At 48.2% G+C, this 14,230-nt stretch carries 13 protein-coding genes and 1 riboswitch; of the genes, 7 read left to right on the top strand and 6 right to left on the bottom strand.

What is annotated here, in order from left to right; translation table 11 throughout:
* Positions 1-80: 80 nt before the first annotated feature.
* The 5 genes from menC to D1Z90_RS05565 form a co-directional block, all read right to left on the bottom strand.
* Positions 81-1,052 (bottom strand): o-succinylbenzoate synthase, encoded by a 972-nt coding sequence (gene menC / locus D1Z90_RS05585; RefSeq protein ID WP_269777030.1) that lies wholly within the window; start codon positions 1,050-1,052, stop codon positions 81-83.
* Positions 1,053-1,281: 229 nt separating this feature from the next.
* Complete coding sequence (gene menB / locus D1Z90_RS05580; protein WP_119909903.1) at positions 1,282-2,121, bottom strand: 1,4-dihydroxy-2-naphthoyl-CoA synthase; 840 nt, start codon at positions 2,119-2,121, stop codon at positions 1,282-1,284.
* 96 nt (positions 2,122-2,217) lie between these two features.
* Complete coding sequence (gene menH, locus D1Z90_RS05575) at positions 2,218-3,075, bottom strand: 2-succinyl-6-hydroxy-2,4-cyclohexadiene-1-carboxylate synthase (RefSeq protein ID WP_198419057.1); 858 nt, start codon at positions 3,073-3,075, stop codon at positions 2,218-2,220.
* Positions 3,056-4,837 (bottom strand): 2-succinyl-5-enolpyruvyl-6-hydroxy-3-cyclohexene-1-carboxylic-acid synthase, encoded by a 1,782-nt coding sequence (gene menD, locus D1Z90_RS05570; protein ID WP_119909763.1) that lies wholly within the window; start codon positions 4,835-4,837, stop codon positions 3,056-3,058. The genes menH and menD overlap by 20 nt, the downstream gene beginning before the upstream one ends.
* Positions 4,828-6,114: an isochorismate synthase gene (locus D1Z90_RS05565; protein WP_119909762.1), complete on the bottom strand. Its 1,287-nt coding sequence runs from the start codon at positions 6,112-6,114 to the stop codon at positions 4,828-4,830. Before D1Z90_RS05565 ends, menD begins: the two co-directional genes overlap by 10 nt.
* Positions 6,115-6,278: 164 nt before the next feature.
* On the opposite strand from D1Z90_RS05565, the gene menA reads away from it, so the two are divergent.
* Positions 6,279-7,193 carry a 1,4-dihydroxy-2-naphthoate octaprenyltransferase gene (gene menA / locus D1Z90_RS05560; RefSeq protein WP_119909902.1) on the top strand — a complete coding sequence of 305 codons (915 nt, stop codon included), beginning with the start codon at positions 6,279-6,281 and terminating at the stop codon, positions 7,191-7,193.
* On the opposite strand, the gene D1Z90_RS05555 is transcribed toward menA, so the two are convergent.
* The gene (locus D1Z90_RS05555) at positions 7,151-7,300 is read right to left on the bottom strand and encodes a DUF1289 domain-containing protein (protein ID WP_438941737.1); all 150 of its coding nucleotides are present in this window, start codon (positions 7,298-7,300) and stop codon (positions 7,151-7,153) included. The two genes, menA and D1Z90_RS05555, sit on opposite strands and share 43 nt — an antisense overlap.
* A gap of 259 nt (positions 7,301-7,559) precedes the next feature.
* Positions 7,560-7,676: riboswitch (TPP riboswitch) on the top strand.
* Between the two features lie 86 nt (positions 7,677-7,762).
* Here D1Z90_RS05555 and thiC point away from each other — a divergent pair.
* The 6 genes from thiC to thiH all read left to right on the top strand — a co-directional run bounded on the left by thiC (position 7,763) and on the right by thiH (position 14,107).
* Positions 7,763-9,691: a phosphomethylpyrimidine synthase ThiC gene (thiC, locus tag D1Z90_RS05550; RefSeq protein WP_119909760.1), complete on the top strand. Its 1,929-nt coding sequence runs from the start codon at positions 7,763-7,765 to the stop codon at positions 9,689-9,691.
* Positions 9,692-9,752: 61 nt separating this feature from the next.
* Positions 9,753-11,267: a thiamine phosphate synthase gene (thiE, locus tag D1Z90_RS05545; RefSeq protein ID WP_119909759.1), complete on the top strand. Its 1,515-nt coding sequence runs from the start codon at positions 9,753-9,755 to the stop codon at positions 11,265-11,267.
* 2 nt (positions 11,268-11,269) lie between these two features.
* Positions 11,270-12,028, top strand: coding sequence for a HesA/MoeB/ThiF family protein (locus tag D1Z90_RS05540; protein ID WP_119909758.1), 759 nt, complete (start codon positions 11,270-11,272; stop codon positions 12,026-12,028).
* Positions 12,015-12,224, top strand: a complete 210-nt coding sequence (gene thiS, locus D1Z90_RS05535) for a sulfur carrier protein ThiS (protein WP_119909757.1) — start codon at positions 12,015-12,017, stop codon at positions 12,222-12,224. Before D1Z90_RS05540 ends, thiS begins: the two co-directional genes overlap by 14 nt.
* 3 nt (positions 12,225-12,227) lie before the next feature.
* A complete protein-coding gene (locus tag D1Z90_RS05530) occupies positions 12,228-12,995 on the top strand; it encodes a thiazole synthase (protein ID WP_119909756.1) in 768 nt (255 codons plus the stop codon).
* Entirely contained in the window at positions 12,992-14,107 is a 1,116-nt protein-coding gene (gene thiH / locus D1Z90_RS05525) for a 2-iminoacetate synthase ThiH (protein ID WP_119909755.1), read from the top strand. The genes D1Z90_RS05530 and thiH overlap by 4 nt, the downstream gene beginning before the upstream one ends.
* Positions 14,108-14,230 lie beyond the last annotated feature (123 nt).

The following is a 14,230-nucleotide window of genomic DNA, read 5'->3' as shown; positions in this document are numbered from 1 at the left end:
AATCATAGTACAGAGTCACCGCGAGAAGCCAGAGTATGAAGTGGCGTCGTAAGATAAGGCTGCCTCTTTTTTGCACCGTTTTATTGTGTCGCATGCCATATCAAAGGTAGATGTTTGATCCACTTTACCCAGGCTTGATAGTCATTGTTTCGCGGTAAATCGCTTTTTGTGTTTGGCTCGAAATACTTAGCGGTATCTAAGCCCGGTGAATGGTCTGGCGTAAGGCGCTGCGCCATGGCGGCAATCATGGCAAGGCCAAGGGGGGATTCAAAGCTTGAGCTTAAACTGGCTTGCCAACCTTGTTGATGGGCAAAGTCAATCAGCTCCTTACAGCGTTGATGGCTACCTACTAGGCTGGGTTTGATGACAAATGCGCCCAGTTGGGGGTGATAAAATGGCTTGAAACTGGGGGCTTGTAAATGTTCATCAAGGGCGAGCACTAGGCCTTGTTGTTTGGCGATGGCTAATGCTTCCGGAAGATTGCTGCAAGGCTCTTCAATATATTCTATTTGCGCCTTATGCGCAGGGTCGAGTCTTTGGGCAAACTCGATAAACTGCTGCTCTTGCCAGCCTTGGTTGGCGTCGCAGCGAATCGAAAGTTGCGGATTCATCGTAAGTATTTCTGCCAAAGCAAAAGCTTCATAGTGAGGTTGATGGCGAGCTACTTTGAGTTTAATCGAGCGGCTCTGATGTATCTGGGCCGCTTGCTGTTGAATGTATTGATGCATTGCGGCGGGAGATAACCCTGCAGGCAAATGCAATAACGCGGCGTCAACAGCTGGCGTTGTCAGTGATGGTGGTTGTGATAATGTATCCCAAGCCCATGCCGCACTCGGTGGAAGAGACGGAACTAGGCCAGTACAGGCTTGATAAAATGCCCGTACGCTTTGTGCTAATGTCTCTTGGCTAAAACCGGGTAATGGCGCAATTTCGGCTAGATGATATTGCCGCTCGGTTTTTACCAGCGCATATGCCACTTCTCTACTCGTGAGTGAATGGCCATTAAATGCCATGCTTTGACGTAATGGCCAATGGCATTGGAATAGCCAAATTTGCTGCCAAGGACAGTGAGGACTGAGTGATGTGGAGGTATAAGGTGAGTTGGCGATCTTGTATCCTTTTATACAGGCTGACGTTTCGCGCCAGGGTCTATAACTATTTGTCCAGCCGGTGCCTTACTTTGGTAACAACGGCGATAGCTATTCGTAGTATCGCCATTTTCCAGCCTCTATGATTTCGGTTTCCGTCACAAGACCTTAGATTGCTAGCGTTTTATCGACGTTAAGGGTTGCGGCCAAATTTTTCAAAGTCCGGTGGACGCTTTTCATTAAAAGCATTACGACCCTCTTGGCCTTCTTCGGTCATGTAAAATAGCATGGTGGCATTTCCCGCAAGCTCTTGCAGACCCGCTTGACCATCACAGTCGGCGTTTAGTGCCGCTTTCAAGCAGCGTAGCGCCATTGGACTATTTTGCAGCATTTCTTGGCACCATTGCACCGTTTCTACTTCTAACTCGGGCAGTGGCACAACAGTATTGACTAAGCCCATGTCTAAGGCTTCCTGAGCGTCATACATACGGCATAAAAACCAGATTTCACGGGCTTTTTTCTGGCCAACAATGCGTGCCATGTAGCTGGCTCCCCAGCCACCGTCAAATGAGCCCACTTTAGGACCGGTTTGACCAAACTGCGCATTTTCAGCCGCAATGGTCAGGTCACACATCATATGCAATACGTGACCTCCGCCGACAGCATAACCTGCGACCATCGCCACTACCGGTTTCGGGCAGGTGCGGATCTGGCGTTGGAAATCCAGAACATTTAAGTGATGTACGCCAGAGTCGTCTTGGTAGCCTGAATCACCGCGTACCTTTTGGTCGCCGCCTGAGCAGAAAGCAAGGTCGCCTTGACCGGTTAAAATAATGACGCCTATTTGATCGTCATAACGGGCATCTGACAAGGCTTGCATCATCTCTTTCACCGTGTTGGGGCGAAAAGCGTTGCGCACTTGAGGACGATTGATGGTGATTTTGGCGATGCCATTGGCTTTGTGATAAAGGATATCGTCAAATTTCAATTCTGCTGATTGCCATTGTTGGCCTGGTTTAATGCTTGTAGTCATTAGTAACTCGTCTTGATGAAGATAAAAATACAATGCTAAAGACGGCTGCAGATCAAGCTGACTTGCTTTAAATGACAACTAAGAACAGTCGTTAAGTTATTGATACGCAGCGAGCAATTGCATCAAGGTTTGGTTGTATTTTAGGGGCTCAAAGCGATGAATGTTATGACCTGAAGCAGGAAAAATGTGCTTTGTGATCGAGTTAGAACTTTTGCTAAGTGAATCTGCCAACGCGCTAAATTTTTTGTCTTGGCCGCCACACAGGTAATGCACAGGAAAAGCGGCCTTGCGCAATGCTTGGCTCAGGTCTGCTTGCCGACTTAATGAGGTGGCTAACAGCATCGCTGCAATATCATAGGTGCGGTTATCACAGCGTCGGGCAATCAAGTCTTGCATTTGCGGCTGGCTGAGATCGCTGAACACTGGCTGTTGGTACCATTTTGCCAAGACATCGCGGATCGGCTCTTGGTCAAACCTCTGCGCCCACTGGTAATCATGTTGCCACCGCTGCTGGCGGGCAGAGTGCTCAGTGAGGCCTGGGTGAGCCGATTCAATAATGAGCTGCTTGACCTTGTGTGGGTAATGACAAGCAAAGTATTGCGCAAGACGTCCGCCTAATGAATACCCCAGCAAGTGACACTGAGAAATGCCGTGTTGATCCAATACTTGCTCTATCAGTTGCGCGGTTTGCACAAAGCCGTCGTCGTCCTCAAGTAACTCATTGATGGTTTTTCGCTTACCCGGTTTGATAGGCACAGTGTGTAAGCGAAACGGGCTGTTGCCGTGACCGGGTAGGTCTATGGTCAGGCAAGCTTGTCCAGGTAGCGATTGAATCAGAGGTTGCCAGTCATCGCCCCTGCCGAGCAAGCCGTGCAGCAATACCAGAGGGATAGCCGATGAGGAGGTGTTAGGGGCCGGCGTAGCCTTACGGTAATTAGAATAAAGTAAGGTCACGGGCGCGTTGTGCCAGCTGTTGAATATGCTCGCTACTTTGTGTTGGAGGCACATTTATTTCAATGATACAGGCTTGATGACTCATTAAAGCCGCCTGATAATCGAGTTCAAACTCTTGTTGGTTTTGAGGTCGCATATAGTTAATGGCGAACATTTTCGCCACGCTCGCAAAATCTAAACCATGGGGCAACTGGTATAAGTCTTGTTGAATATTGTCCGTTTCAGGTACTGGCAATAAATTAAAAATAGCCCCGCCATCATTGTTCAGTATGATAACCACCAAGGCTTGCGTTAAGTCTTTGAGCAGGGCCAATGAATTTAGGTCGTGCAATAATGACGTATCCCCAATCAATAACGTCAATGGCATGTGGCTGCCTTGGTGTATGCCAACGCTGGTGGCTAGCAGGCCATCAATGCCACTGGCACCGCGATTGGTAAAGACTTGCGGTTGGCGACTGTTGGCCGTGCCAAACATGTCCATTAGCCGCACTGGCAGGCTGTTGCCAATAAATAGTTTACTCATGGCGGGGACTAAGCGGCTCAAGCTATGGCAAACCGAGAGTTCTGAAATCGCGCAGGCGTGGCTGCTTTGGTCGACAAAATCAGTGACCATTTGCAACATTTGGTTATCTGCATGGCGCAATCGTGCTAACCAATCTGAATGCGGATGGATCACGCTGACGGCGTGAGCGTTGAGCCACTCTGACAAATAAGCTATGTGGTGCACTGCGCTGCGATGCCAAGGGTCAAGCGCGCGTTGACTGACATCAGTGGCGTGAGGGGCCAGTATATGTACTTGGTGATATTGGCCTTGATAATGGTTAAGCCACTGACTAAGGCGTTTAGATACTAGTCGAGCTCCAAATTGAATCACCACTTCTGCTTGGTTCAGTTGCTCAGCAAAGGCCGTTTGCTGTAAGCAGGCATCGTAATAATGCAAGCTATGGATATGGCCTTTACCGCTGGATTGAATATCCAATAATAAAGGCCAATTAAGCTGTTGTGCCCAATCGGCGATGGCGTTGACTTGTTCATTGCCCGCGTCAAGTTGGCCTACAATGATCAGCCCTTTGCCTTGTTGCAGCTTATCCCAGCCCAACATGGCTTCGCTATGGGTTGACCTTTTGCCAAAGCTTTGATGAACATTATCTTGCTCAAGCCAATTGCTCAGTGCATGTTCAAGGTTAAAGTCGAGCGTGGGCTCTGCCTCGAAGTTGGCTGGGTAAAACGGCTCTCGAAATGGGCAGTTAATATGCACTGGTTGTGGCTGAGCTTGTTGCTTGGCAAGAAGGTGGGCACAGCGGCTTAATACAAAGTGTGCGTCTATCGCTTTGTCTGCTGTCGGCAACGCGAGATCTAACTTCACCGCGGGGCTAAATATGCCCACTTGCTCAATGGCTTGATTCGCTCCGCATTGCAGCAGCTCGACGGGCCTGTCAGCCGTTAAAATGATGAGTGGCACTTGGGTTAATTCGGCTTCTATCACCGCCGGATGCAGGTTTGCGACGGCGGTACCAGAGGTAGTGATAATCGCGACGGCTTGTTGCGATGCTTTGGCGCAGCCAAGCGCCATAAAACCTAAACCGCGTTCGTCAAAATGGCGCAGTAAGCTAACCGCAGGATGGTGATGAGCGGCTAAGGCGAGTGGCGTTGAGCGTGAACCCGGAGCGACAAATATATGGTTTACGCCTGCGCGTACCACACTTTCAATGATCAACTGTGCCCAGACTAAATTGATATTATTACTTTGCATTAACGCCATGTTGGCTCCAATAGTGAATACACAGTGGCAATTTTGTTATTTAACTCTTGCCATTCTTCAGCCGGCTGTGAGCCTTTCACTATGCCTGCTCCAGCAAACAGTTGTACTGTATTACCTGCCACTAACGCGCTACGAATGGCGACAGCAAAGTGGCTTTGCTTACGGCTTAACATACCAATAGCGCCAGCATACCAGCCTCTTGAATAGGGTTCTTGTTCCGCAATAAAGTCCAGCGCGGCTTGACGTGGTGTGCCACCGACTGCGGGAGTTGGGTGTAGAGCATTGAGTAAATGTTGGTCTTCTACTTCCGGCTTTAAGTAAGCGTGAATGCGTTGCTTGAGATGCAAAATATGATTGAGCTTTAAGACCCCAATTTTGTCGATCCCCACGTCTAAGCTGACGCTTTTTAGGTGATGCAAGATATCATCAAGCACCAACTGGTTTTCACGGTGTATTTTGGGATCATGAAGTAAATCTTGGCTAATGGTTTCGTCTTCTTGAGATGACTGGCCTCGGGCCATTGTTCCGGCAAGCGCCTCGGTGGTTAGGCGCGCGCCGCTGCGTAAATATAATCGTTCTGGCGTACAACCAATAAAAGCCGGGCCGTCGTGCCACCGAAATAGAAATTGAAAACAGTTAGCGTTTAAGGTTTGCCATCGTGCAAGTAATAAAAACGGGTCGACTTGATGATGACACACCAGCTCGGTACTACGTGATAGCACCACTTTAGCAGTATGTTGCTGAAATGCTGGGCTGCAAACCGTGTTTACCTGTTGTTGCCATTGTTCAAAACTGGGACTGTCGGTACGCGATGCAATGCCAGGTGGTTGCCAGTGTAGCGGTGTTTTTTGTTGTAGCTTTTCCAGTAAGGTTAAGCAATCTGAAATTTCCGTGGCCAGGTCTTGAGACAGGGTACATAGGTAACACGTTAATACGACGTGTTTGCCTTGGCGGGTGAGCTTAAGCCGAGGCAAAATAAAACGGCAATGACCAAATTCAGGCCACTGGCTGCGCAAGTCAAACCCTTGGCCACCGTATAAAGTGACGTCTTTGAGCTCCGGCGGGATCTCTGCGCTGTTAGTTTGCCAAGCGCAGCCCAAAATCGCGGTTTCGGCTTGGTCGTCTTTATCACTGAAATAAAGCTGTGGAAACTCGGTTTGTGCGTGTAACCAAGCCAGTAGGTTATTTTCCTTTATAGGAAAGTGCCAGCTCATGAGAGTTTCATCGCTTGCAGGCAGTTGGCGCAGTATCGCCTTTAAATCGTCCAGTATTTCCATGGATTATCTTGCGCTGCTAAAGGCGAAAAGAAAAAATTTAGCTGTTTGTAACAATCGCTCACCTACACTTAATGCCATTTCAAGTTGTTGATTTTAAGGCTTGCTAATTTAACTGAAAGTTAGCGAAAATGCAGCCTACCAAGAATTTTAGGTCAAATATTGTCATGAGTCGCTCACGTTTTGTTGCCGTTTGGCTTCCTGCTATCCGCCCCCGCACGCTGCCCTTAGCTTGCGGTGCAATTTTATTAGCGGCGGGGTTGGCTTTTCAACATGGCGTGTTTGACGGTTTAATTTTAACCTTGTGTCTCACTACCGCTATTTTACTGCAAGTGATTTCTAATCTGGCGAATGATTATGGTGACGCGGTGACTGGCGCAGACAATGAAGCGCGCATAGGTCCGCAGCGCGTGATGCAAGCGGGATTAGTCACCGCTAAACAAATGCAACAAGCCATTGGGTTTACCTCAGTATTAACCATTATTTCAGGTTTGCTATTGTTGTATGTGGCCTTTGCCAGCAATTGGTGGAGTTTGCTCGGGTTTGTATTACTAGGGGCAGTGGCCATGCTAGCGGCCGTTACTTATACCATGGGCAAAACGCCTTATGGGTATCGCGGTTACGGTGATATCTCAGTCTTTATCTTTTTTGGGCTCGTAGCGGTATTGGGAAGCTTTTATTTGTATGGCCAGTTCTTACAGTGGCTTTTGCTGTTGCCTGCGATAGGCTGTGGTTGCTTAGCCACCGCGGTGCTCAATATTAATAATACCCGTGACATGGTAACCGATAAACAAGCCGGAAAAATGACGCTGGCGCTAAAGCTTGGTCGCAATAACGCTTGCAAATATCAGTATGCATTATTGTTTGCCGCAGTAGGCAGTAGCACCTTGTATTTACAGCAGTGGCCTTTTCAGTGGTGGCACTACAGCTTTTTAGTGGCGTTAATTCCTTTGCTCCAAGCAGCCCACTCCTTGACGATTACTAAGGACGGTGAGCGTTTGAACGCAGCGCTAAAGCAAACCGCGTTGGCCAGTTTCGTTTATTCTTGTTTGTTTGCGTTAGTCGTGGCGAACCTTGCTTGAGCTTTTTGCTCTGCTCTTAGTTTGGCGTTGCTGAGTATCGTTAGGCGCTCATCATTGCTGGACTGATGCCACGCCAAAATTTCTGCTAACGTACGAAAACAGCCCATGCAGACATCTTGCTGGTTTAAACAGCAATGTCGAATACAGGGAGACTCGATACGTGAGAGCGCTTTAGTCACGGTTTATCACACTCTTGCTTCATCCTGACCACAGTTCATCACCTTTTAGTGCCTTGCGTATTACTCATTATAATCGCTGCTGACAGTGACGTGATGGTGGTGAATGCGTTTTTTGGGCGTACTTTTAGCAGAATCGTGCAAAATTGATTCATTGCTTTTGTTTATTTGCTTGCTTGATTATACTGGCTGCATCTTGTCGGAGCGCTAGGGTGAATTAAGTTTTACCTAGGCTGAGACTGCAGTTGCAGGATCCGTGGAACCTGATTGGGTTAAGACCTACGAAGGGAACAAGGCTAAATCTTAAAAGGTTAAAAATAATCAAAGGTTTACTCCTCCACCTCTCGACAAGCATTCGTCACACTTACATTGGAATCAAGGTGAAGATTGCTTATGGCTATCAGCAGAAGAGAAGCGCGCAAAGCCGCGCAAGAATACATTCAAAATTTAGGTAACGAGTCGTTCCCTAACTCAGAAAAGATTTTTATTGAAGGTGAATTGCCGGGTGTGAAAGTGGCAATGCGCCAAATTCATCAAGCTGATACCTTTATCGGTGGTACTGAAGAAAACCCACAATTTGAACCCAATGAGCCCATTCCAGTGTATGACGCTTCTGGCCCATACACCGACCCTAATGTGTCTATCGACGTGCACAAAGGCTTACCTAAGTTGCGTCAGCAATGGATCTTAGACCGCTCGGATACCGAAGAACTTGAAGGTTTAACCTCGCAGTTCAGCCAGCAACGCATGGCCGATGAAGGTTTAGATCATATTCGTTTTGAGCATTTGCCAAAACCGCTACGCGCTAAGCCAGGTCAAAACGTGACACAAATGCACTACGCTCGCCAAGGCATTATCACGCCAGAGATGGAGTACATCGCGATTCGTGAAAACATGGGCCGTGAGCGTGTGCGCAGTGATTTACTGAAATTCCAACACCCAGGTGAAAACTTTGGCGCCAACCTGCCAGAAAACATTACGCCTGAGTTTGTTCGAAAAGAAGTGGCTGAAGGCCGCGCGATTATCCCTTCGAATATCAACCACCCAGAATCAGAGCCTATGGTGATTGGCCGTAACTTCTTGGTAAAGGTTAACTCAAATATTGGTAACTCATCGGTTTCTTCTTCAATTGAAGAAGAAGTAGAAAAATTAGTTTGGTCTACCCGCTGGGGCGGCGATACGGTCATGGATTTATCTACCGGCCGTTACATTCATGAAACCCGCGAGTGGATTTTGCGTAACTCACCGGTGCCAATTGGTACCGTGCCTATTTACCAAGCGCTGGAAAAAGTGAATGGGGTGGCGGAAGACTTAAATTGGGAAATTTTCCGCGATACCTTGATTGAACAAGCCGAGCAAGGGGTGGACTACTTCACTATTCACGCCGGTGTATTATTGCGTTACGTACCTATGACGGCGAAACGTCTCACGGGTATCGTTTCTCGAGGTGGTTCAATCATGGCCAAATGGTGTTTGACATACCACAAAGAAAACTTCGCTTACGAAAACTTCCGTGAAATTTGTGAAATTTGTGCCCAGTATGACGTTGCCTTATCACTTGGTGATGGCTTGCGCCCTGGCTCGGTAGCTGATGCCAATGATGAAGCGCAGTTCTCTGAACTTAAAACCTTAGGTGAGCTAACGAAGATTGCTTGGGAATACGATGTTCAGGTGATGATTGAAGGCCCTGGTCACGTGCCAATGCAAATGATCAAAGAGAACATGGAAGAGCAACTAGAGAAGTGTCATGAAGCACCTTTCTACACTTTAGGCCCTCTAACAACTGACATCGCGCCAGGTTATGACCATATCACTTCTGGTATTGGCGCGGCGCAAATTGGTTGGTATGGCTGTGCCATGCTGTGTTACGTGACGCCCAAAGAGCACTTAGGCTTACCAAATAAAGACGACGTGAAGACAGGTTTGGTGACGTATAAACTGGCTGCTCATGCTGCCGATCTGGCGAAAGGTCACCCTGGTGCGCAAATTCGCGACAATGCTTTATCTAAAGCCCGTTTTGAATTCCGCTGGGAAGATCAATTTAATCTGGGTCTAGATCCAGATACGGCTCGAGAGTTCCATGACGAGACCCTACCGCAAGAATCTGGCAAAGTGGCTCACTTCTGTTCGATGTGTGGTCCAAAATTCTGCTCGATGAAGATTACCCAAGACGTGCGTAACTATGCCGCTAAATTAGAAGCCGGTGAAATTCAGGTGAAATTGCTGGATGAAGTAGTGACAGTGTCGCCGGAAGAGGGTATGAAACAAAAGTCAGAAGAGTTTAAAGAAAAAGGCGCTGAAATTTATCAGCCGCAAGTATAAAAAAGCCAGCCGCAGGCTTGCGCCTGCGGCATTAAGGTGAGCAAGACTAGGACGATAAGCAATGAAAGATACTCCGATCGTGTGGACCATCGCAGGCAGTGACTCGGGCGGCGGTGCGGGCATTCAGGCTGATTTACATACCATTGCCGCGTTAGGCGGCTATGGCTGTAGCGTGATAAGCGCAGTAACGGCGCAAAATTCGGTGGCTGTGAAGCTGGTGGAAGCAGTGTCGGATGAAATGTTTTTGAGCCAGTTACAAGTCTTAGCCCAAGACATGCCGGCGAAAATTATCAAAGTGGGCTTATTGTCTACGGTAAGTCACGTAAATATCTTGACTGAATTTTTACAAGGTATGAGTGAGTCGGGTAACAAGCCTTACGTGATTTATGACCCTATCGCGGTGGCTTCGAGTGGTCAGAGCATGGCCGATAATGGCTTGCAAGACGCGGTCATTAATCAACTCTTACCTTACATAGACTTGCTGACGCCGAATGCGGATGAACTAGAAGAGTTCACACAAGTAGTGATCACTTCCAGTCATGATATTCGTCGCAGCGCCAAAGTGTTGCTTGATAAAGGCTGTCGCAGCGTATTGATCAAAGGCGGGCACCTGGAGCTGGTGGACGACTTATGCATGGACTTTTGGACCGATGGTGAACGCGAGATCGTTCTAGGTTCGCCGCGTATTGATAGCGACCATAAACACGGCACAGGTTGCAGTTTGTCTTCGGCTATTGCCACTGCACTGGCTCAAGACTTTCCAATAGAAGATGCGCTAGTACTCGCAAAAGCGTATTTGAATCAAGGCTTAAAAGCGGCAACAGGTAAAGGGCAAGGGCCTGGCCCCGTGGCTCACTTAGGTTGGCCTGAGAATCCGCAAGATTTCCCTGAAGTGATTTTGCCGGGCTCAGAGCTTGGCCGTTTGCTCAACCTTCAAGGTGAGCTCGAAGAAGGCGAAGGCTTTGCAAGCTGTGACACGCTGCAATTAGGTTTGTATCCCGTGGTGGATAGTGTGCAATGGTGTCAAAAGCTGCTGGATATGGGCATTACCACTTTGCAATTGCGCATTAAAGATCAGCCTGAAGCCGAGGTGGAGCAAGATATTATTGACGCCATTGCCTTGGGTAAAAAATACCAAGCGCGATTGTTTATTAATGATTACTGGCAGTTGGCTGTAAAGCATGGTGCTTATGGGGTGCATTTAGGCCAAGAAGACATTAACGATGCCGTATTGCCGCAAATTAGCCGCGCTGGCCTACGTTTAGGCATCAGTACCCACGGTTACTATGAAATGCTAAGAGCGAAGAAAATCCGCCCCAGTTACATTGCGCTAGGCCATATTTTCCCGACTCAAACAAAAGACATGCCTTCACGCCCACAAGGCTTAGAACGGCTCGCTAAATACGCGGCTCTTGTTCCCGAAATGCCGACCGTGGCGATTGGTGGTATTAACCTTGAGCGTGCGCCAGCTGTATGGCAAGCAGGCGTTGGCAGTATTGCCGTGGTCACGGCCATTACCTTAGCGGATGATCCGCAAGCAGTGGTTACTGCGTTTAATGAGATAATGGCGAGTTAACTATGCTGACCGACGCGGAAACGTTGCGCTACAGTCGCCATTTATTGCTGGATAAAGTCAGTGAAACCGGCCAGTTAAAACTGAAAGCTGCCACTGTGCTAGTGATTGGCATGGGCGGTTTAGGATCGCCTGTGGCCTTATATTTGGCCGCCGCCGGTGTTGGCAACCTAGTATTAGCAGACTTTGATGAGCTGGACGTGAGCAACTTACAGCGACAGGTTTGTTATGACACTAGTCAAGTTGGCTTACATAAAGTGGACGCCGCGAAAGCTAGGTTGAGCGAGCTTAACCCGGAAGTTCGTATTCGGGGAATAAAAAAGAAAATGTCAGCGATGCAGTTGGGAATGGAAGTGGGGCTAGCGGATGTGGTGTTAGATTGCACCGATAACCTCGAATCACGCCACCTTGTAAGCCAAGTCTGCCACCGTCAAAGTACACCTTTAATTGTGGGGGCCGGGATCCGATTAGAAGGTCAACTGATGATGTTTGATTTCTCTCAACCCGACAGCGCTTGTTACCATTGCTTATTTCCTTCTACCGAAGAACAGGCATTAAATTGCGCTAACTCAGGCGTACTTGGGCCTATAGTTGGTACCATAGGCAGCTTACAAGCGTTGGAAGCCATTAAATATTTAGTGGGTTTGCCCAGTGGTATCAAGAACCAGTTAAAACTGTTTGATGGCGTCAGCTTAAACTGGCAAACCTTTAACATATCAAAAGATCCGGCGTGTCCGGTATGCAGTGGTCATGGAACAAATTAAAATCAGCATCAACGGCGAAGTGCGCCATATTGCCGCCAATACCAATATTGCGCAATTGTTAGTTGAAATCGGTAACGCAGAGCAAGGTGTTGCTCTGGCGGTGAATCAAGCCATTATTGCTCGCAGCGAGTGGCCAGCTCATATCATCAATCACGGCGACGAAATTTCGTTATTTCAAGCCATTGCAGGGGGCTAAGCTATGCTGACCATAGGTGATAAAACATTTAAATCTCGCTTGTTCACCGGCACGGGTAAGTTTCCGAACCAGCAAAGTATGGTGGACGCTTTGGCCGCCTCTGGCTCAGAACTTGTGACCATGGCCCTTAAGCGCGTAGATATGCAAAATCGCGACGATGATATTTTGGCGCCATTGATTGCCAATGGCATGAACTTATTGCCGAACACTTCTGGTGCGCGCACCGCAAAAGAAGCCGTCTTTGCGGCGCAATTGGCCCGAGAAGCGTTGCAAACAAACTGGGTTAAGCTTGAAATACACCCAGATCCTAAGTACTTACTACCGGACCCTATCGAAACCTTAGCGGCAGCAGAAGAGCTTGCTCGCGAAGGGTTTATCGTGTTGCCTTATGTTCATGCTGACCCCGTTTTGTGTAAGCGTTTAGAGCAAGTAGGTTGCGCTGCGGTGATGCCATTAGGCGCCCCCATAGGCTCGAACAAGGGCATTCGCACGTTAGACTTTTTGGAAATCATCATTGAGCAGGCTAATGTACCTGTGGTAGTTGACGCTGGAATAGGCAGCCCTTCACACGCGGCGCTGGCGATGGAAATGGGCGCGGACGCGGTATTAGTCAATACCGCCATTGCGGTTGCGGGTAATCCGGTGGCAATGAGTCAAGCGTTTGCTCAAGCAGTCGCGGCAGGACGTCAGGCGTATGAGGCGGGTTTAGCAGGGCAAGAGCAACAAGCGGTGGCGTCAAGCCCACTGACGGCATTTTTGGAGGGCGCATGAGCTTCGCCGAGCAGTTAAAGGCGTTAAACTGGGACGATGTACGCATGTCCATTTACAGCAAAACGGCCACCGATGTTGAGCGAGCACTGAGTAAATCACGGTTGACGACAGAAGATTTTAAAGCATTGATTTCGCCTGCTGCTGAACCTTACTTAGAACAAATGGCGCAAAAGTCGATGCGTTTAACCCAGCAACGTTTTGGTAAAACCATGCAGTTTTATATTCCGTTGTATTTGTCCAATATGTGCAGCAATATTTGCACCTATTGTGGCTTTTCAATGGGCAACAAAATTCGCCGTACCACTTTAGACATGGAACAGCTTGAAGCAGAGCTTAAAGCGATCAAAAAGATGGGCTTTGACCATATTTTATTGGTCACCGGCGAGTCTGAGCGCAAAGTGGGCATGGCATATTTTCGCCAAGCGTTCCCGCTTATCAGGCAGTATTTCTCTCATATTACGATTGAAGTGCAGCCACTTGAACAGGATGAATACCAAGAGCTGATTGAGCTCGGTTTAGATGCAGTGTTGGTGTATCAAGAAACCTACAATCCTGTGACGTACGCAGAGCATCACTTAAAAGGCAAAAAGTCTGACTTTTGGTATCGCCTTGATACTGCCGATCGTCTTGGGCGTGCTGGCGTGCATAAAATCGGCATCGGCAGCTTAATCGGGTTGGAAGAATGGCGCACTGATTGTTTTTTTGTGGCTTCGCACTTGGCGTACCTCGAAAAGCAATATTGGCAAACTAAATACACCATTTCTTTTCCGAGGCTACGACCTTGTGAAGGCGGCTTTCAACCTAAATCCGTGATGACAGATAAACAGCTAGTGCAGCTTATTTGTGCCTATCGCTTATTTAACCCTGAGGTTGAGCTATCACTGTCGACGCGCGAATCAGAGCATTTTCGTAACCACGTCTTGCCTCTGGGTATCACGACGATGAGTGCAGGCTCGAGCACGCAGCCGGGCGGTTATGCTGAGCAGGCTGAAAAAGCGCTAGAGCAGTTTGAAATATCAGATGATCGCAGCCCTGCTTCGGTGGCCAATATGGTCAAAGATTTGGGCTATGAAGTGGTATGGAAAGACTGGGATCCGAGTTTAAGCCATTAGTCTCACCCAGCTCCACCTTGCTGACGGCGCGCACCATCGCTGCAGCAAGGTAACACCTTTGTGTTAATTGTTTTTTTGACGGCTCGCGCGTGGTTAATTTTCACTGTATTCGTATGTAAGCCT

It is taken from the genome of Motilimonas pumila, from assembly GCF_003596335.1.
GTDB lineage: Bacteria > Pseudomonadota > Gammaproteobacteria > Enterobacterales > CBDFNC01 > Motilimonas > Motilimonas pumila.
The sequence above is the reverse complement of the archived record's forward strand: the minus strand, read 5'-3'. Positions and strand labels throughout refer to the sequence as shown.